Annotated in this window: 17 protein-coding genes; 8 read left to right on the forward strand and 9 right to left on the reverse strand. The window is 64.3% G+C overall.

The window, feature by feature from the left end; all coding sequences use genetic code 11:
* Nucleotides 1–179 precede the first annotated feature (179 nt).
* From HV753_RS08105 to HV753_RS08125, 5 genes are all read left to right on the forward strand, one after another.
* The gene (locus tag HV753_RS08105) at nt 180–1,478 is read left to right on the forward strand and encodes an imelysin family protein (RefSeq protein ID WP_175173948.1); all 1,299 of its coding nucleotides are present in this window, start codon (nt 180–182) and stop codon (nt 1,476–1,478) included.
* Complete coding sequence (locus tag HV753_RS08110; RefSeq protein WP_175173949.1) at nt 1,475–2,992, forward strand: di-heme oxidoreductase family protein; 1,518 nt, start codon at nt 1,475–1,477, stop codon at nt 2,990–2,992. The genes HV753_RS08105 and HV753_RS08110 overlap by 4 nt, the downstream gene beginning before the upstream one ends.
* Nucleotides 2,992–4,080, forward strand: a complete 1,089-nt coding sequence (locus tag HV753_RS08115) for an imelysin family protein (protein WP_175173950.1) — start codon at nt 2,992–2,994, stop codon at nt 4,078–4,080. The genes HV753_RS08110 and HV753_RS08115 overlap by 1 nt, the downstream gene beginning before the upstream one ends.
* Nucleotides 4,070–5,182 (forward strand): DUF1513 domain-containing protein, encoded by a 1,113-nt coding sequence (locus HV753_RS08120; RefSeq protein ID WP_175174627.1) that lies wholly within the window; start codon nt 4,070–4,072, stop codon nt 5,180–5,182. Before HV753_RS08115 ends, HV753_RS08120 begins: the two co-directional genes overlap by 11 nt.
* 123 nt (nt 5,183–5,305) lie before the next feature.
* On the forward strand, nt 5,306–6,166 hold the full coding sequence (locus HV753_RS08125; protein WP_175173951.1) for a mechanosensitive ion channel family protein: 861 nt from the start codon (nt 5,306–5,308) through the stop codon (nt 6,164–6,166).
* 80 nt (nt 6,167–6,246) lie between these two features.
* Here the strand turns inward: HV753_RS08125 and HV753_RS08130 are convergent, their stop codons facing one another.
* Entirely contained in the window at nt 6,247–7,008 is a 762-nt protein-coding gene (locus HV753_RS08130; RefSeq protein WP_175173952.1) for an IclR family transcriptional regulator, read from the reverse strand.
* A gap of 160 nt (nt 7,009–7,168) precedes the next feature.
* Here HV753_RS08130 and HV753_RS08135 point away from each other — a divergent pair, with 160 nt between their 5' ends.
* Complete coding sequence (locus HV753_RS08135) at nt 7,169–8,158, forward strand: Bug family tripartite tricarboxylate transporter substrate binding protein (RefSeq protein ID WP_175173953.1); 990 nt, start codon at nt 7,169–7,171, stop codon at nt 8,156–8,158.
* A gap of 70 nt (nt 8,159–8,228) precedes the next feature.
* Here the strand turns inward: HV753_RS08135 and HV753_RS08140 are convergent, their stop codons facing one another.
* Nucleotides 8,229–9,020 (reverse strand): RNA methyltransferase, encoded by a 792-nt coding sequence (locus HV753_RS08140; RefSeq protein ID WP_175173954.1) that lies wholly within the window; start codon nt 9,018–9,020, stop codon nt 8,229–8,231.
* A 132-nt stretch (nt 9,021–9,152) separates the two neighbouring features.
* On the opposite strand from HV753_RS08140, the gene HV753_RS08145 reads away from it, so the two are divergent.
* A complete protein-coding gene (locus tag HV753_RS08145; RefSeq protein WP_175173955.1) occupies nt 9,153–9,938 on the forward strand; it encodes an inositol monophosphatase family protein in 786 nt (261 codons plus the stop codon).
* A gap of 101 nt (nt 9,939–10,039) precedes the next feature.
* Here the strand turns inward: HV753_RS08145 and HV753_RS08150 are convergent, their stop codons facing one another.
* From HV753_RS08150 to HV753_RS08180, 7 genes are read right to left on the reverse strand one after another with little or no spacing between them, the layout of a single operon-like run.
* Nucleotides 10,040–11,035, reverse strand: a complete 996-nt coding sequence (locus HV753_RS08150; RefSeq protein WP_175173956.1) for an FAD:protein FMN transferase — start codon at nt 11,033–11,035, stop codon at nt 10,040–10,042.
* A gap of 36 nt (nt 11,036–11,071) precedes the next feature.
* Nucleotides 11,072–11,572 (reverse strand): nitrous oxide reductase accessory protein NosL, encoded by a 501-nt coding sequence (locus HV753_RS08155; RefSeq protein ID WP_175173957.1) that lies wholly within the window; start codon nt 11,570–11,572, stop codon nt 11,072–11,074.
* Nucleotides 11,569–12,399, reverse strand: a complete 831-nt coding sequence (locus HV753_RS08160) for an ABC transporter permease (RefSeq protein ID WP_175173958.1) — start codon at nt 12,397–12,399, stop codon at nt 11,569–11,571. The genes HV753_RS08155 and HV753_RS08160 overlap by 4 nt, the downstream gene beginning before the upstream one ends.
* Complete coding sequence (locus HV753_RS08165; RefSeq protein WP_175173959.1) at nt 12,396–13,304, reverse strand: ABC transporter ATP-binding protein; 909 nt, start codon at nt 13,302–13,304, stop codon at nt 12,396–12,398. The genes HV753_RS08160 and HV753_RS08165 overlap by 4 nt, the downstream gene beginning before the upstream one ends.
* Nucleotides 13,301–14,596, reverse strand: a complete 1,296-nt coding sequence (locus tag HV753_RS08170; protein ID WP_175173960.1) for a nitrous oxide reductase family maturation protein NosD — start codon at nt 14,594–14,596, stop codon at nt 13,301–13,303. The genes HV753_RS08165 and HV753_RS08170 overlap by 4 nt, the downstream gene beginning before the upstream one ends.
* Before the next feature lie 5 nt (nt 14,597–14,601).
* Nucleotides 14,602–16,518, reverse strand: a complete 1,917-nt coding sequence (gene nosZ, locus HV753_RS08175; protein ID WP_175173961.1) for a TAT-dependent nitrous-oxide reductase — start codon at nt 16,516–16,518, stop codon at nt 14,602–14,604.
* Nucleotides 16,519–16,571: 53 nt separating this feature from the next.
* A complete protein-coding gene (locus tag HV753_RS08180) occupies nt 16,572–18,758 on the reverse strand; it encodes a NosR/NirI family protein (protein ID WP_175174628.1) in 2,187 nt (728 codons plus the stop codon).
* A 339-nt stretch (nt 18,759–19,097) separates the two neighbouring features.
* On the opposite strand from HV753_RS08180, the gene azu reads away from it, so the two are divergent.
* Nucleotides 19,098–19,547 carry an azurin gene (azu, locus tag HV753_RS08185; RefSeq protein WP_175173962.1) on the forward strand — a complete coding sequence of 150 codons (450 nt, stop codon included), beginning with the start codon at nt 19,098–19,100 and terminating at the stop codon, nt 19,545–19,547.
* Nucleotides 19,548–19,601 lie beyond the last annotated feature (54 nt).

Genomic DNA, 19,601 nt, shown 5'->3' on the forward strand with positions numbered 1-19,601 from the left:
GTAGCGGTGGAAGCCCTGTTTTCGGGAGGATTTGTCCGGGTCCGGTGTTCAAAAAAATGTCAGGTATCTGACTTTACGCTGAATCTCAAACGAAAATTGTTTACACTCGCATCCACAAAATTGAAGTCGGAATGGCCCGCCGTGGGGGCGGACACCGTTCGAGTTACGGGAGAAAGTTGATGCGTAAGTTGATTTTGGGCGTGGCGCTGGCCGCCGCGATATTCGGGGGAACGGCCCACGCCGCGGTTGAACCGAAGGCCGTGGTTGCCACCTATTCGGATCTGGCGTTGGCGGGTTATGAAGATTCGCTGACCTCCGCCAAGACGCTGCGTACCGCCATCAACGCCTTGGTCGCCAAGCCCACGCCCGAAACGCTGAAGGCCGCGCGCGAAGCCTGGCTGGCTGCCCGCGTGCCGTATCAGCAGACCGAGGCCTACCGCTTCGGCAATCCCATCGTCGACGACTGGGAAGGCCGCGTGAATGCCTGGCCGCTGGACGAAGGCCTGATCGATTATGTGGACGCCTCCTACGGCACCGGTAACGACGAGAACGCCTATTACGCCGTCAACGTCATCGCCAATTCCAAGATCTCGGTCGGCGGCAAGACGGTGGACGTCAGCAAGATCACGCCGCAACTGCTGTCCGAAGTGCTGCACGAAGCCGACGGCAACGAAGCCAACGTGGCTACCGGCTACCACGCCATCGAATTCCTGCTGTGGGGCCAGGACCTGAACGGTACCGGCCCCGCGTCGGCAGACCGCAAGGGCACGCCGCAAGAACGCCATTCGGGCAACCGCCCGCATACCGACTTTGATCCCAAGCAATGCACGGGCGGCCACTGCGAACGCCGCATTGAATTCCTGAAGGCCGTGACGGATCTGCTGGTGACCGACCTGGAAGAAATGGTGGGTAATTGGAAGAAGGATGGCGCCGCGCGCAAGGCCGTGGAAGAAGATCCCAAGGCAGGCTTGATCGCCATGCTGACGGGCCTGGGCAGCCTGTCGTACGGCGAACTGGCTGGCGAACGCATGAAGCTGGGCCTGATGCTGCATGACCCCGAGGAAGAGCACGATTGCTTCTCGGACAACACGCACAATTCGCACTACTACGACCAGATCGGCATCCGTAACGTCTACGTGGGCGCCTACACCCGCATCGATGGCAAGGAAGTGAAGGGCGCCAGCCTGTCGGAACTGGTCAAGGCTCGCGATCCGAAGCTGGACGCCGAAGTGCGGGCCAAGCTGGATGCCACCGTGGCCGCCATGCAGGCGATGAAGACCCGCGCGGAAACCGTCGAAACCTACGATCAGATGATTGCTGACGGCAACAAGGAAGGCAACGCGGTGGTTCAGGCCGCCATCGACCGCCTGGTTGACCAGACCCGCAGCCTGGAGCGCGTGATCGCGTTGCTGGAGCTGGGCAAGGTCGCCATCGAAGGTTCCGACAGCCTGGATAAACCCGACGCCGTATTCAAGTGAAACTCGTATTAGCCGCCGTACTGGCGGCGTCGGCCCACGCCGCCGCCGCCGCCGCCCCTGACGGTCCCGCCGGGCGTGATGACCTTACGCCCGAAGACCAGAAGCGTGTTACCGCCATTACTGCGCCCACGCGCGATTTCTCGAAGGTGGAAACCTTCGAGACCATGCAAGCCGGGGCGGGCACCACCAACAAGCTCATCAACGCCGATATCTTTTCGCAACCGTCGGCCAACATGAGCTTCGAGGGTCGACAGGAATTCCAGGTTGGCAATGGCCTGTTCCGCAAGGATTGGGTATCGGCGCCTGCTTCCACGCAGGCGTCAGACGGGTTGGGGCCGCTGTTCAACGCGCGCTCCTGCCAGGCCTGTCATACCAAGGACGGACGCGGCACGGTGCCGGGTTTCGATCCTTTGGAACGCACGGATGCCGTGGCGCTGCTGCTGCGCCTGGCGGTGCCGCAAGGCCCCGATCGCGGGCATCCCACACTTGCCCCGGGCGAAATCGCCGCTTTGCCGGAACCGGTGTATGGCGTGCAACTCCAGAACTTCGCGGTGGCGGGCCTGCCCGCCGAAGGCCGCATGGAGATCGAGTACGAATCGATCGCGGTGGCGCTCAACGGGGGCGAAACCGCCACGTTGATGAAGCCCACGTACCGGATTGAAAACCTGGGCTACGGCCCGATGCGCGCGGATACGCAGATTTCGCCGCGCCTGGCGCCGCCCATGATCGGGTTGGGTCTGCTGGAATCCATCCACCAAGCCGATATCCTGGCCAACGTGGGGGCGGACAAGCGCGATGGGATCGTCGGCAAGGCCAACTGGGTGACGGATGCGCGCACGGGCGCGCGCGTGCTGGGCCGTTTCAACCTGAAGGCCGGGCAGCCGACGGTCGAACAGCAAAGCGCCGCCGCGTTTTCCAACGACATGGGGTTGTCCACGCCGATGTTCCCCAAGCACTCGGGCGACTGCACGCCCGCGCAGAAGCAGTGCCTGGACATGCCGCATGGCGCGCAGCCGCGCTTTGGCCCCGAGGAAGTGCCAGCCAAGTTGATGGACTTCGTGACGATCTACTCCACCAATCTGGCCGTGCCGCAGCGCCGCGACGCCGATGATGCGCGCGTGCTGGCAGGCAAGAAGCTCTTCTATGAAGCCAATTGCGTGGCCTGCCATGTACCCAAGTACGTGACAAGCCGCGACGCCAAGCAGCCCGAGCATCGCTTTCAGTTGATCTGGCCCTACACCGACATGCTGGTCCATGACATGGGTGATGACTTGGCCGACGGCGTGTCCGATGGCGAAGCCAACGGACGCGAATGGCGCACGCCGCCGCTGTGGGGCATTGGCCTGACCAAGACCGTCAACCCCAGTGCCACCTGGTTGCATGACGGGCGTGCCCGCAGTTTGCTGGAAGCCGTGTTGTGGCATGGCGGCGCGGGCAAGCCCGCGCGTGACCGCGTCGTGGCGATGACGCCCGAAGAACGCGCTGACCTGATTCGTTTCCTGGAGTCGTTGTAATGGTCCGATCCTTTCCGCCTGTGCTTGGACACGCCTTGGCGGTCGCGCTGTTGACGGCTGCGCCGCTGGCCGCGCAGGCCGAATTGCCCGCCGATCTGGGCGAGCGTCTGGCGCGTGATTACGCCCGTCCGGCCGTGGGCAACATGGTGGACGCCGCCGCTGCGCTGGACAGCGCGCTGGGCGGCTGGTGCGCCAAGCCGGACGCGGCAGGCGCGACGCGCGTTGGTGATGCGTTCACGAAGCTGGCGCTGGCGTGGTCGGGTGTTGAGATTCTGCGCTTTGGCCCGCTGGTGCAGGCCAACCGTTTCGAGCGGGTGGCCTTCTGGCCCGACACGCGCGGCGTGATGCCCAGGCAGGTGCAGCAGTTGATCGCCGCCGGTGACCCGGCATTGCTGGCGCCGGGCGCGCTGGCGGGCCGCAGCGTGGCGGTGCAAGGGCTGCCAGCGTTGGAATATGTGCTGTACGGTGACCCCGCGCTGCTCAAGCAGACCAGTGCGCCGACATTCGCCTACGCCTGCGGCTATGCCCGCGCGGTGGCCGGCAATGTCGCGACGATTTCCCGTGATGTGGCACAGGCCTGGAGCCCCCAAGGCGAGTTCGGCCGCCAGTTCGCCAAGCCGCAAGCCGCCAACGACCTGTACCGTGACTCGCAGGAAGTCGCGGCCGAAGCCATGAAGGCCTTGTCCACCGGGCTGCAATTCGCGCGCGATGTGAAGATCCTGCCGGTGCTGGGCGATTCGCCCGATGCCGCGCGGCCCAAGCGCGCGGCCTTTTGGCGCAGCGATCTGTCCACGCGCTTGCTGGCCGCCAACCTGGACGGATTGAAAGCGTTCTATCAGGCGGGCGCCTATCCGCTGCCTGCGGGCAGCGACTGGATGGACGTGTCCGTGCGCGGTGAATTGCAGAATGCCGCCCAGACCTTGCAGGCTGTGCCCACGCCGCTTGAAACGGCGCTGCAAAATGAGGACGGCCGGCGCCAATTGCAACTGGCCTCGCTGACGATCAAGAACGCCAAGGCCATTGTGGACCAGGACCTGGCGCCAGCGTTGGGTGTCACTATCGGATTCAATGCGCTCGATGGTGATTGACCGCCGCCGTTTCCTGTCGCTGGCCGCCGCGCTGGGGCTGTCGCCCGGCGCCGCGCTGGCAGTGCTGCCCGCCAATGGCGGGCCGTTGTACCTTAGCGCGCGCAAGCGCGGCGGGCGTGACGAAGCGGTGCTGCTGGACGAAACCGGCGGCGACCGGCTGGTGGTGCCCATGCCGGCGCGCGGGCACAGTTTCGCCATTGATCCCGCGACGCAGCGGGCGGTGGTGTTTGGCCGTCAGCCCGGATTCTTCGCGGTGGCGTTTTCGCTGCGTGGCGGTGAAGAACCGCAGGCGCTGCCGATGCCCGATGAACGCCATTTCTTCGGTCACGGCGCCTTTGTGGACGGGGGCAGGTTGTTGGCCGCCACCGAAAACGACTTCGAGGCAGGCCGCGGCGTGCTGGGCATTTATGATGCCTCGCCCGGCAGTGCCTGGCGGCGCATTGGTGAATTCGATTCCGGCGGCATTGGTCCGCATGAAGTCGTGTTGATGCCCGACGGCAAAACGCTATGCGTGGCCAACGGCGGTATCTTGACGCACCCCGACTACGGCAAGCTGGAACTGAACCTGGACACGATGCGGCCATCGCTGGCTTATATCGACGCCGCCAGCGGCCAACTGCTTGAAAAGGTGGAGTTCGCGCCCGAACTGCATCGCTTGTCGATCCGGCATCTGGCGTTGGCCTCGGATGGTTGCGTGTGGTTTGGCTGCCAATACATGGGGCCGGCAGCGGATCGCCCTGCACTGGTGGGCCGTCACCGCCGTGGCGCGGCGTTGGAACTGTTTGAAGGACCGGTCGAGACCCTGCGCAACATGCGCAACTATGTCGGCTCGGTCACCGTGGATGCCTCGGGTGGCATCGTCGCCACGTCCAGTCCGGTGGGCGGACAGGTGATCTATTGGGACGCGGCCAGTGGCCGCTGCCTGGGCACGACACGGCTGGCCGATGGATGCGGCGTGGCGCCTGCGGCCGATGCCGGCTTTCTGGTCAGCAGCGGGCTGGGCGCGATGTTGCGCACCGACGCCGCGGGCCGGGAGTCGCCAGTGTTGCCGCCGTCACGCGAGGTGTCCTGGGACAATCACTTCCGCATCGTGCCTGCGTGACGCGGCATGGCGCCTGCATTGGCGTATTCTTACAAAGCTTGACATACCGGGGCCGCGTTGCGGCCCTTGGCGTATCGTTCCTCTGATACAGTTTTTGGTTGTCAATTTTTTGCGGGAGATTCCATGGAAGATGCCTTGAGGGAATTGGGCGCCTGGGCGCCCAGGCTGGTGGATATGGGCGCCAATCTGTTGGTTGCCTTACTGATTCTGGTCGTCGGCTGGTGGGTGTCGTCGCTGTTGGGCGGATGGGTCCGCCGTGCCGCCACGCGCTCCACCAAGATCGATCCCACCATCGTGCCGATGTTCTACAGCACGGTCGTGTGGACGGTACGCATCTTCACGGTCATTGCCGTGTTGGCACGTTTCGGCGTGCAAACGGCCAGCCTGATCGCGGTGTTGGGTGCTGCCGGCCTGGCCGTGGGTTTGGCCTTGCAGGGCACGCTGCAAAACATCGCGGCAGGCATCATGCTGCTGATCCTGCGTCCGATCCGCGCGGGCGAGTACGTGGCGCTTAGCTCGGGCGCGGACGGCACGGTCGAGGAAGTCGGCCTGTTCCTGACCCGTTTGGTGCAGGTCGACGGCATCCACCTGACGTTGCCCAACAGCACCGTCTGGAACGCCACCATCACGAACTACAGCCGCAACAAGACCCGCCGCCTGGATATCCCGGTGCCGGTGCGCTATGGCGATGATCTGGAAGTGGTGTTGGCCAAGCTGAAGGAAATCGTCGATGCGCGTCCTGATGCCCTGAAAGACCCCGAACCGCTGGTCAAGGTGTTCGAGTACAAGGAAAACGGCGTCATCGTGAATGTGCGCGTGTGGGCCGAAGCCAGCAAGTACTGGGACTTGCGCTGGGGCCTGTACCAGCAGATCCGCAGTTCGCTGGAAGCCGCGGGTTTCCAACCGCCGATCCCGCTGCGCGAGATCCAGAACCCGAAGGCCGCGGACAAGGCCGACAAGGCCGCCAGCAGCGCGGCGACCTGATCATCCAGGTGTCAGCCTAGGGTTTGGTCAAAGGAACGGGCGCCTTCGGGCGCCCGTTCCTTTGGTTCTGCCTCGGGCGTTCAGGCCTGGACGGCCAGACGCGCCAATTCTGCTTTGATCCAGCCCGCGATCTCGCGCTGGCGCTGGGCCGGCATGCGGTCGATGATGGCCGTGACGCTGACCGCCAGCAAGGGGAGGCCGTGCGAGTCCAGCAAGGCGCAGCCCACGCCCAGCGCGCCGCGCACGGCGTGGTTGCCCACCACCGAATAGCCGCGCGCCCGGGTGTTTTCGATCAGTCGGTACATTTCCTGCGGTGTCATGCCGCCGTATTCGTCCAACCGTCCGGAATTGCGTTCCACGATGCTGCGCGCCAGATCGTCGGGCAACGCCGCCAGCAAGGCCATGCCGCCCGAACCCACGCCCAGCGGCTGGCGCTTGCCGGCGTAGGTGGCCAGGATTTGCACCGGGTAGCTGCCGATTTCGCGATGCAGGCTGATGGAGTCGTCCTCGTCGCGCACGACCAGAAATACGGCATCGCCCGTGCGGTCGGCCAAGCGGCGCAACACGGGCAGCAACTGGCGCACCCGGGGATCACGCGAGCGCGTGTCCGGGTCCACCGCCAGTTGGGCTCGGTACTTCTTGGTGCCCGTCACCGGCAGGACCAGGCCCGCGTCGAGCAGGGCGGCCAGCAAGCGGTATATGGTGGGGCGCTGTATGCCCGTCAGGCGGGCGATATCCGTCACGCTGAGGCCATCGGGCCCTTGATCGCGCAGGGCGGCTAGAACGGCCAAACCGCGCCGCAACGTGCGTGGGCCTGCGGCCGCGGCATCACTGTCTTGCATGCAAATCTCTGAGAGCTCTAGGTTATTGCGGAACGATCAAGGGAAAACCATCGTCCGTAGCGTGGACTCTACCTTGATGCAATCGCCGTGTATAGCTCAGAATGCATCATCCAATAATTCGAATCGTCCACTAGATGGACAGTACCTGCACGGAGACATTATGACTACAGGTCAAAAGCCTGGCCTGCGGCGTCTGGCCGCCACCCTTCTGGCCACCGCCGCAAGCGCACTCGCCATGGGTTCCGCCCATGCTGCATACCCTGACAAGCCTGTCCGCATCGTGGTCGGTTTTTCTGCTGGTGGCACGACTGACGTGATCGCCCGCATCATGGCCAAGGAGCTCACCGAGAGCCTGGGCCAATCGTTCGTAGTTGAGAACAAGCCGGGCGCTGGCAGCAACATCGCCACCGATCAAGTGCAGCGCGCCACGCCTGACGGTTACACGCTGCTGTTCGTGGCCGTGACCAGCGCCATCAACCAGACGCTGTACAAGAACGTCACGTTCGATCTGACGAAGGACTTCGCACCCGTGGCCCTGGGCGCCAAGGTGCCGAACATCCTGGTCGTGAACCCGCAAGTACCGGTGAAGTCGGTGCAAGAGCTGGTCGAATACGCGAAGAAGAATCCCGGCAAGTTGGCGTTCGCCTCGTCGGGCAGCGGCACCTCCATCCACATGGCGGGCGAGCTCTTCAAGATGAAGGCCGGCATTGACGTGCTGCACGTGCCCTACAAGGGCAGCGCGCCGGCCATGACCGACCTGATCGGCGGCCAAGTGCAATTCATGTTCGACAACATGCCCTCGGCATGGCCGCATGCCCAGTCGGGCAAGCTGCGCGCCCTGGCCGTCACGACCAGCGATCGCTCCAAGAGCGCGCCGGATCTGCCCACGATGAAGGAATCGGGCTTCCCCGATTTCGACGTGTCCTCGTGGTTTGGCCTGCTGGCCCCGGCCGGCACGCCGCCGGAAGTGATCAACAAGCTGAACGCTGCCATGCAGCAAGCGCTGGACAAGGCGTCCGTGCAGACCAGCTTCGAGAAGCTGGGCGCCGTGGGCGTGAAGACCACGCCGGCCGAATTCGGCCAGTTCATCAAGTCGGAAGTGGAAGGCTGGGCGCCGGTGATCAAGGCCTCGGGCGCCACGGTGGACTAAGCACCTATCGGATTCCCTGGCGGCCAGCCGCCAGGGGGGCGATCAGAAAGGGACGGGCTTTTTCCTGTCCCTATTTTTTTGCGCCGCCGTTGCGCCGTGCCGTGGCCAGCATGGCGGTGCAAACGCCGCGCATCATGTCCACTTCGTCGCGGGTCAGGGCCGGGCGCGAGAACAGGTGGCGCATGCGCGGCATCAGCTTCTTGGGATGCGCGGGGTCCAGGAACTGGATGCCGATCAGGGCTTCTTCCCAGTGCGCCAGGAAGGCCTGCACGGCTTCGCTGGAGGCCGGTTCCGCACCGCGTGAGGGTTCCTGGGCGGTGGAGACGGGCAGCAGCGGGGCGCCCTGATCCATCAGCAGCGCGTAGCGCAGTTCCCAAGCGGCCAGTTGCAGCGCCTGGGCCACGTTCAACGAGCTGTACTCGGGATTGGCGGGGATATGACAGATGCGGTGGCACAGCGCGATTTGCGCGTTGGTCAGCCCAGCCCGCTCGGTGCCCAGCACGATGGCGGCCACGCCCTCGCCCGTATCGGCCAAATGGGCGCAGGCCAAATCGGCCGCCTGGCGGATGTCGCAAGGCGGAGGGCCCAGGTCCCGCACCCGCGCGGTCAGGGCGAAGGCCATGGTGACGGGGGCCAGAGCGGCTTCCAGCGACGGGTAGATGCGGGCGTTCTCCAGCACGTCCAGCGCGCCGCTAGCCAGCGCAACGGCTTCCGGCTGGCTGGTTACATCTGGAAATTTTGGTTCCACCAGCACCAGTTCCGAGAAGCCCATTGTCTTGATTGCACGGGCCGCCGAACCGACGTTTCCGGGGTGGCTGGGGTTCACCATAACGAAGCGAACACGTGAAAATGCTTGAGTCATTTAAAATGGCACGTTTGGCTAAGTGCCTTCCTGGTTTTTTGGGTCGATTTCCCCGGTTGGGGCAACGACGGACCCGAGGGGGCGGCAAGCGGCCAACCATCACGCGAACCCACCGCATACGTACGGAATTTTATGCACCCGATGCTCAACATCGCCATCAAGGCGGCCCGGCGTGCCGGCACCATTATCAACCGTGCCAGCATGGATTTGGAACGACTCAGCGTGGCTCGCAAGGGGCCGCGCGATTATGTCACGGAAGTCGATCGCGCCGCCGAGGAGTCCATCGTCGAGACACTGCATGCCGCTTACCCGGACCATGCCGTGCTGGGCGAGGAATTCGGGCTGCAAGGTCCCGACCAGGCTGAATTCCAGTGGATCATCGATCCCTTGGACGGCACCACGAACTTCATTCACGGCCTGCCCAACTACGCCGTGTCGATCGCGCTGACGCAGCGCGGCCAGGTCACGCAGGCGGTCATCTATGACCCGTCGCGCAATGAACTGTTCACGGCCAGCCGTGGCAGCGGCACCTTCCTGAACGACCGCCGCGTGCGCGTCTCGGGCCGTACCCGCTTCCACGAGGCCCTGCTGGGCGCTCACTGGCCCAGCGCCGGTGATCCCGAGCAAGGTTCGCAGCGCTTTCGCCAGATGGCGGAAAACGCCACGGGCGTGCGCCGCCTGGGCGCCACCGTGCTGGACCTGGCCTACGTGGCCTGCGGTCGCCTGGACGGCTTCTGCGGCGTGGGCCTGAAGCCCTGGGACTTGGCGGCCGGCAGCCTGATGGTGCTGGAAGCTGGCGGCCTGATCGCCGACTTCGACGGCGAACAAGGCTGGATGGACAGCGGCAACGTGCTGGCTGCCAGCCCGAAGATCTTCACGCAAATGCTGACGTCGCTGAACCCGCCGTCGGCCGCCTGACGCTGGACGGATCCGTCTTGCAAGTAAAAACCGGCCCATTGGCCGGTTTTTTTTATGGCGTCGTCCCGGAGGCTACCGGGTGGACCTGGGTATGACGCCAGTTATGCGGGCGCTCCCTGGCGGACCAGTTGGCCGTCCGGAAGGACGAACCAGGCGCGCAATCCCTGTTCCTGCACAATCCGCGCGGTGGCTTGCAGCGGCATGTGGGAAAAGGCCGTGGAAAGCGCATCCGCCGTGGTGGCGTCGGAGGCCCTGACGGACACGCTGCGGTAGCGCGGCTGCGCGCTGCCTGTGTGCGGATCGAACAAGTGCGTATGCCGCCCCGCGGCATCGATAGCCGTGCCGTAGCCGCCAGAGGTGGCCAGCGCCTGGTTTCTGATGGGCACCCCGGTCAGAATTCGTTCGGGGGCCAGCGGGTCCGCCAGTCCGACCCGCCATTCGCTTGGCGATGCGCGTGTGTCCAGCCCGCGTATCTCACCCATGTCCACCAGCGCGCGTTCCAATCCGCCTTGCCTGAGCAGGTCCGTGATGCGGTCGGTGATATAGCCCTGCGCGATGCCGTTCAGCGTAATGCCCATCCCGGGTTTGATCAGCTGGATGCGCCGGCTATCCAGCATCACGTCCAGGTACGACACGCGCGATAGCGCCTGCGCGATGTCCGCGGCAGCGGGGCCATCGGCAAGCGCGCCCGCTTGCGCGAAGTACCCGGCATACAACCGCCATAACGGCTGCACGGTGGGGTCGAACGCCCCGTCCGTCAATTGGCTGCATCGGCGGCTTTCGCTAAGCAGGCGCAGTAGGTCGGCGGGCGGTTCGTTCAGGAATCCCTGACGGTTCAATCGAGAGAGGGCGCTGTCGTCCCGGTACAGGCTGAACACGGTTTCCAGCCGGTGCAGCTCTTGCAGCGACTGCGTGATCAGGCGCCGCGCCGCGTCTGGATCGGGATGATAGATGCGCAGCTCCGCGTCGGCGCCCAGTGCGACGCCTTGCCAGGTGATCGGGGCGATGGCGGCCGCGGCGCGGCGCATCGGAAGGGAGGCAAGCATCAGCGAGGAGGCAGCGGCGATGCCGATGAAACGGCGGCGGGTGGGATTCATGGCGTGAGAGCTCAAGGGGCGTGGGCGCGGCGGCATCTATTGCGCGAAGACGTACGGTTCCGGCATGTCGGCGAAGGTGACGACCCGTCCGCCGTGGGCCTGGGCGAACGCATCGGCGCTGGCGCGTTGGGAAAACGGCATGGCGTCTTCCGCACCCATGCCGCCGATGAAGCGGCCTTCGATGACATAGAAGGCCTGGCGCGCGTCGATCCAGGCGCTGGGATCCGGCGCGCTGTCCGGGCCGGACGCCGCCATGTCGTTGACGTAGATGGCAGCGATGGCTTTCGGTTCCTCGGGCAGCAACGTGTAGGCGAAGACCTGTTTGATCGACGAGAACCATACCGGGTCCGGACGTCCCTGGATGAAGATCTGTCCTTTGGGGCCCGCATGGTCGGCCAGCGCCATGCCGCAGTAATGGCCGACCGATTGCTGCGTGACGGATTGCGGCGGGGGCGGGGGAGTTGACCCTCGGTTGTCGCCGCAAGCGGTGATGGCGATGAGGGCGGCCAGACTCAAGGAAAGCGCAAGGCGTCTCATAGCGGCTTTCTCCCGAAAGCGCCCGATGCCAGCACGAAGGGAATGGCGATCCACAGCAGTTGCGCCGCTACCAGGACGGACATGGGCAGGCTGGCTTGGTCGCTGACACCGGTCATGCCTGCGTACTGCGAGATATTTTCAAAGCCAGTGAGGTTCAACAGGCGGTACACGTCCGACGGGTTGAGCAACAGCAGCGCGTTAAGCAGGCCGGGGCTGACGTGACGGCCTTGGTCCGCCGCCAGCACGCCCAGCAGCGCCATGTCGTAGATCACCACGAAAAACAGCCATACGCCGACGGCGATGCCCGCTGCGGTTGCGCGTTCGCGCACCAGCGTGCTGATCAGGTAACCCATGGCCAGGAAACTGGCGCCCAGCAGCACGCTTGCGCCAATCAGCAGCGCAAACGGTTGCCAGGCGCTTGCGTCCAGGCCGCCGTAGGCCCATTGCAGCGCCAAGCCTGCGGAACCATAGCCTGCGCCGGTCGCCAGCGCCAGGATGGCCAGGTGGCCGACGAACTTGCCCACGATCACCTGCCCGCGCGACACCGGGTAGCTCAGCAGCAGGGCCATGGTGCCGCGGTCTATCTCGCCGACCACGGCATCGTAGGCCAGCAGCATCGCGATGAGCGGAACCAGGAAGATCGACAGGCTCGACAGGCTGACCACGGTGACGGCCAGCGGATCGGCTTTGACCGTGCCCGTGGGGGAGCTGCCCAGCAGACCCAGCGCCAGGGCCAGCGCGGCCAGGAGCAGGGCGGTGGCCAATACCCAGCGGTTGCGCAGACCGTCGCGTATTTCCTTGCCGATGATGGTGAGTACCGCGTTCATACGTCTTCCCGTTCAAGCAGGTGTGCATAGATGTCGTCCATGCCGGGTACCTGAATGTCCAGGTCGGCGATGGGTTGGGAGATCGCGCCGATGCCGCGTATCGCGTCGATCTTGTCGCGTTCCAGACAAGCCAATTCATAGCGTCCGGCGTCGATCCGGCGCCAGGCTTGCGGCAGCGGTGCGCTGGCTTCGGGGCTCTCTTCCAACGTCAGGCGGATGCGAATGGGCAGACCGGTCGAGCGGCGCAGCGCGGACAGCGCGCCGTCGGCGATCTTCTTGCCGGCTTTCATCACCACGATGCGATCGGCGTGCCCTGCCAGTTCGGACAAGGCGTGCGTGCTGAGCAGGATGGTGGCGCCTGCTGTCCGCAGTTCATGCACGATCTCGTAGAACATCAGGCGAGACGCCGGATCCAGCCCGGTGGTGGGTTCGTCAAACAGCAGGACACGGGGTTGGCCAAGCAGCGCCTGCGCCAAGGCCAGACGCTGGCGCATGCCCTTGGAATAGTCTCCCACGCGCCGGTGGGCGGCGCCCGCAATGCCAACTTTCTCAAGCAGCGCGGCGTTGCCGGAGATGGGTTGACGCTTGAGCCTGGCGTAGAACGCAAGCGTTTCTGCGCCGGTCATGGACGGATGCAGCGCAACCGTCTCGGGCAGATAACCGATCTTGCCGCGCAGGCGCGCGGCAGCGGCGCCATGAGCGTCATGCCCGAATAGCGCGACACGGCCGCGGGTAGGGCGGATCAGGCCCAGGATCAGCTTGATCAAGGTGCTTTTTCCCGCGCCGTTGTGCCCGGCCAGCGCCACGCACTCGCCCTCGTGCAATTGCAGGTCCAGGCCTTCTATGGCCTGCTGCGAACCATAGTGCTTGCTGACGTTGGACAGCGTCACAAGTTCGGTATTCATGGTGTTTCCTTCAAGCGGGTCGACGGCGGCGGCGGATTCATCAGCGGCGCGCTATCGATGACGCCACCGGGCAGCAGGGCGGGAAACTGCGACTGCGCCCAGCGCACGATGGAGATCGACGGGCTGTTGAGCAAGATGCGGGCAGCCGGTGCGCGCCATAGCAATTGGTCCACGACATCATTGGGCCGATAAGCGGTGTCGGCGATACCGTCGCCATTCAGGTCGAAGGCGGTGTTGTCGCTCCAGAAGTTGCCGCGCCCGTCGACGGACCAGTCCAGCGTGCGCGTGCCCACGTACTTGACCTGGTTCTTGTTGTTGATGAATGCGTTGCCCGATATCTGGTTGCCTTCGGATCCTGCGGTGAAATGCACGCCGATGTCGCAATTGGCAAAGCGGTTGTCCAGGAAGGCGTTCTTGTTGGCGTTGTAGATGAACACGCATTTGCCGGCATGGTCGACCGTATTGCCGGTGATTTGCGACTGGTTGGCATAGTTCAGCATCAGGCCCTGCTCAAGGCTGTCGACCGCCACGTTGTCTTTGATCACCAACCGGTGCGAATACATGATCGCGTAGGCGATGTCGGTGCCTGTTGCGACATTGCGGCTCACTTCACTGTCGTTGGTGTACATGTAGTGGATCGCATAGCGCAGGTCGTGAAACCGATTGCCGCTGAACGTGTTCAGCTTGCTGGTGTTCACGAAAATGCCATCGCGTCCCGCGGAGATGTCGTTGTCCAGGATGCGCGTGCCTGGCGTGTTCCAGAGCGTGACGCCGTTACCCCGTTCGGCTACGCGGAGCTCGCGGTTGCCCACGATGCGGTTGGCCCGGACGGTCGCGTCCAAGGGGCCCCATACGTGGACGCCAACCAGGTTGTCCAGGATGTCGTTTTGCTCGATCACGGCGCGATGCGCCGTGCGGTCCAGGAAGATGCCTGCATCCATGTCGGACAGGCTCAACCCGGACAAGGTGATCGTCAGGTTGCGCACGGACACGCCGGCGGCCTTGACCCACAGCGTGCGTCCCTGGCGGGTTCCCCGGATGATGGCGGAGCGGTCCACTGGCCCTTCCAAGGTCAGCGGCTTGTCGATGACGATGCCGCCGGCGTAGACGCCCGGCGCCAGCGTCAGCACGTCGCCTTCCCGGGCGGCCGCGATGGCCGCCGCCAGGTCGGCGCCGGCGTCCACCTGCACCTGGGCGCCGCTGGCGGCGCTGGACAGCGCCAGCCCGAAGACCGCCAGCGCGATGCCGGCAGCCTTCCTGGCGCCCATCGTCAACCTTGCGATGAACGTCATGGACACTACGCGGTCTTCTTGGGATGAACGACCATCTGGCCCGACATCTCCATGTGCAGCGCGTGGCAGAACCATTGGCAGTAGTACCAATGCACGCCCGGCCGGTCTGCGGTGAAGGTCACCGACGCCGTGGCCTGAGGCCCGATCTCCATGGCAATGCCGTGGCCTTCAAGCGTGAATCCATGGGTCAGGTCTTCGATCACCTCCATGTTCGTCACCACCACGGTGACCTCGTCGCCCTGGTTGACCTCGAACCGCTTGACGCTGAACATGGGGGCAACCGCCATCATGTACACGCGCACCTTGTTGCCGTCGCGTACGACCTTGGCGGCGTCGTCCAGCGCGACGCCGTCCTTCTTGGCCATCTGGCGGGCTTCCTCCCACATGGGATCGTCGCGTTTCCAGACGCTGACGGGATGGATCTTGGAGCGGTGCACCAGGCACATGTCATGCGGCTCCGCGAAACTTGGGCCGTCATGCACCAGTTTCATTTCGTCGCCGGAAATATCGATGAGCTGATCGTTTTCCGGCTTGAGCGGCCCGACGTTCAGGAAGCGGTCCTTGGAGAACTTGTTCAGCGAGACCAGCCATTTGCCGTCCGCTTCCTTCGTCTCTCCCATGGTGGAGTGGTTGTGGCCGGGCTGATAGTGCACGTCCAGCTTCTGGATGATCGGATCGACCTTTTCGCCCTTGAAGGCGCGCTTGGCCTTATCGATGTTCCACTTGACCATCTGGCTGTCGATGAACAGCGTGGTGTAGGCGTTGCCGCGGCCGTCGAAGGCCGTATGCAGGGGGCCCAGGCCCAACTGCGGCTCGGCCACGACGCAATCGCGCGGCTTGATCTTGTCGTCGAACAAGTCGTCCAGCGTGCGCACGTCCAGCACCGTCACGGTCGGCGACAGCTTGCCATTGAGCACCAGGTGGATGCCGTCGGGTGCGGCATTGCAGCCGTGCGGCGAATTGGGCACGGGGATGTAGCGGGTGTATTTGGAACCATGGCGCCCGTCGATCACCGGCACGCCGCCCATCGTCTTGAAGTCGCCTTTCTTGACGGCTTCCTCGATGCGCTTGATGTTGAACACCACCACCCAGTCTTGCTCGTTGGCCGAGGCTTCCTCCACCGTGACGCCCTTCTCCGAGTTGTAGCAGGTGGAGAAGGAGTACTTGCCTTGATAGTCCGCGTCGCCATTGTCCAGGTTGCCGTCAACCAGTACTTGCCAGGCGACCTTCATGGTGTCGCCGTCAAGCGCGGTATAGATGGCGAAGAAATTCTTCTTGGGATCGTCGACGATCTTGCCATCGTTGGGCAGCGGAATGATGTGTTCGCCGTTGGCGAATACGTAACCGGTGCGCGGGTAGCGCTGGGGGCGCAGGCCGTGCACGCCGGATACGTTCGGCAGTTCGGTGATCTTGTCCGTCTTCATGACATCCAGGCGGATGCGCGCGACGCGGTTGTTCGCCTTGTCGTTGATGAAGAGGTAACGCCCGTCATAGGTGCGGTCGGTGAACGACAGGTGGGGATGGTGTGCATCGCCGTTCAGGAATACGCCGCCCTTGTCCTTCAGGTACTCGCGCGTTTCGGGCGTGAGGCCGTCGGTGAGGATCTTGCGGCTTTCGTTCGTACGGCCCCAGCCGGTGGCGCTGCAATGGTTGAAGACGGGGATGCGGAGCAGTTCACGCATGGACGGCAGGCCCAGTACGCGCACCTCGCCCGATTGGCCGCTGGAGTTGAAGGCATAGTATTCGTCGAGGTCACCCGGTGCGACGTGGCCCAGGACTTCGCCGCCGCTGGCTTTCGCCTCCTTGCCGTGGGCGGTGGAAAGCTGCGCGCCTCCGACCAGGCCGGCGGCTCCGGTGATGGCGGCGGTTCCCAGGAAGCTGCGGCGGGTCAGGCCGGCTTTGTCGGGGTTCTTGTCGGACATGGATAACTCCTTGAGAGGGACGGCGTTTGGCGCCGCAGTGCGAAAATTCAGTTTCATGATTCGGATGGCTCGGGGCTGGCGGGGACGTTCGGGTTCGGCTTGCGATGCATGACGATCTCTTGTTCGACCGGTTCCGCGTCCGGCGCGCGCCGACGTTCGCGCTTGTTCCTTTTCTGGATCAGGTGCGGGCATTTCTGCTCGTGGTGATAGAGCATCTGGCAATGCAGGCACTGAATGCACTCGTTCGGATTGATTTCGCCGGTGGGTTCAATCGCTTGCACCGGGCATTCGTGATTGCAGCGTTGACAGGGATTGCCGCATTCGCGATAGCGGCGCAGCCAGTTGAAGATCCGCAGGCGCGCGGGAATGGCCAGCGCGGCTCCCAGCGGACAGAGGTAGCGGCAGAAAAAGCGCTCTACGAACAGGCCGGCGACAAGCAGCGCCACCGCGAACGCCACGAAGGGCCAGTAGCGCATGAAGCGCAGGATGATCGCCGTCTTGAAGGGCTCGATCTCGGCCAGTTGCTCGGCCACCGCCAGGTCATACAGCGAGAAGCCAAACAGCAGCAGGAAAATCACATACTTCAAGGTCGACAGGCGCTGGTTCACGCCGTGGCGGATGGTGATCTGGCGCACGCCCAGCCGCTTGGCGATGCGGTTGGTCAATTCCTGCAAGGCGCCGAACGGACACAACCAGCCGCAGAATGCGCCGCGGTTCCAGAAGACCATCGAGATCGCAGTGGCGCACCACAGGATGAACACCAGCGGATCCATCAGGAAGTACTCCCAGCGGAAATCGCTGCGCAGCGCTGAAAAGAACGTCAGCACATTGACGATGGACAGTTGCGCTTGGCCATACCAGCCGATCCAGAACAGGGCGAACGCCAGGAATGCCAGTCGCAGGCGGTCATGCAGAAGAGGGCGGCTGGTCAGTTGGTCCTGGAAGAAGAAAATGCCGACCAGCACGATCAACGCCACCGTCAGGATGGCCACTTGGCCGAGCTTGCCCCGCCAGATCTGCTTCCACAGGGCAGGAGCGGCGCCTTCGTCGGCCGCCGCTTCCGTCGTCACGGGCGTGGCGGCGGAGGCTTGCTGCGTGACCGTGGCTTGCGGGCGGGTCCGGGTGTAGGCCGCAGGCAGTTCATAAGGCAGGTCGAAGGTCACGAAGGCCTTGTCCGACACGCTCAGCACGCGCTGCACCATTAATTGCAGGCGCCAGGGCTTCACGGGGTCCAGCGACGTGTCTTCGGGCACCACGAACAGGGCGACTTCCTTCAGCGACGGCGCGCCCTGCGCCTCGATGTCGGCCAGCCGCTGATGGTTGCGATCACGGAAGCGGAAGCTGTCTTCGTCCTGGATGATCTCGATGCGGTCGAAGATGCCGCCGCGCACATAGCCCGAGCCCTTGAACGAATAGGCGCCGTTGCCCGCCACCAAGATCGCCTGCTGTCCGGGCTTGAGCCGGTCTTTCAGGCGTTGCCATTCGGTGTCGCCGAGCAGGCTTCGTCCAATGGCGGGCACGCTGACCAGCGCCACGTACAGGTCGATGAAAGTGTCGTCTTGCGCGCTTGCCTGGCCATGCCCGGCGGCGTCTTGCCGGCCGGATTGGCGGAACGCCAGGTCTACGTCCGCGGGCGTCAGGCGCAGGTTCTTGACGGCACCAGTCTCGATCAACGCCGGCCAGGCCAAGACGGCATCGCGCGTATCGTCCACCTCCCGTGCGGGAGGGGCGGCCGCCGCGGCGTGTCGCGTCGCGGGTGCCTTGTCGATGGCATAGGCGCGGGCCACGGCGATGGCCGATCGTGTGATGCTGTCGCCGATGACCATGAGGGTGACCGTGGCGCCGCTGACGATGTCCACGGGCGGCGGTGCGCCATGGCGGGGCGGGGAGTCCACGAAATTCAGGCCGACGTAGCCGCGGATGAAATGATCCACCTTCGACTGCGGGATGCCGATCAGGACGATGGGCTCGTGATGCTCGACGAGCTTTGCCCCGACGATGCGGCCGTCGTCCGCCAGGCCGACCAGCACGTCGATGGGTTTGCTGGAGTAGCCGCGGGTGTTGACCACATCGGAGGTAAGGTAGATTCGCCCCAGCGGACGGTCGCCGGCATACGCGCGGGCACTCATCGGCTTGCCCTCGGGCGGGCCGATGCGGTCGGCGCCGGGGAAGATCTCGGCAATCGGCGCGGCCGCCAGGTAATCGGGAAGCCGCTGCGCCTGAGCGGCGTGTCCGAGCATTGCGGCGCAGAACAGCCATGCGATGCAGAGGGCCCGGATGAAGGGGGTGGATCCGTGACGTACCGCCGAACTGCCGCGCATGCTCTCGCTCTTATTGGTTCTGTTTATTTGCAGCCATCCTACGAACGTGCCGCGCGAGCCACGTTGCGGTTTGTCAAACGGAGCAGTGACATCAGTAATACCCCTATTGACCATAGGGGTGTACGTGGTTAAGGCCGCTTGCTATTGATGCGCATCAACCGATGGGCGTTGAGCGGGCCCTAGACTCGGCAGAGGCGGTAGCGCTAAGGGCATGTGCCGCGGACGCGCAGACAAACCGCCTTGTCATCGGAGAGATTCATGCTTGCAAAAACCACCCTGGCCATTCTTCTATCCGCAGCCAGCCTGCCCGTGCTCGCCGCGCAATGCGAGACGACCGTCGAAAGCAACGACGCCATGCAGTACAACGTCAAGGAGATCGTCGTCGACAAGAGCTGCAAGCAGTTCACCGTGCATTTGAAGCACGTGGGCAAGATGGCGAAGGTCGCGATGGGCCACAATCTGGTCGTGACGAAGGATGCCGACAAGCAGGCAGTCGCCACGGATGGCATGGGCGCCGGCCTGGCCCAGGACTATGTCAAGGCGGGCGATGCCCGTGTCATTGCCCATACCAAGGTCATCGGCGGCGGCGAATCCGATTCGGTCACCTTTGACGTGTCCAAGCTCGCCGCAGGCGAAACCTACGCCTATTTCTGCTCCTTCCCCGGCCATTGGGCCATGATGAAGGGGGTTCTGAAGCTGGGCGGCTGATTTTTCGCTGACCCCGGGTTGAAAGAGGCTGGCTTTCGCGCCGGCTTTTTTTGT

Origin of the sequence: Achromobacter pestifer, assembly GCF_902859625.1 — a bacterium.
GTDB classification, from domain to species: Bacteria; Pseudomonadota; Gammaproteobacteria; order Burkholderiales; family Burkholderiaceae_B; genus Achromobacter; species Achromobacter pestifer.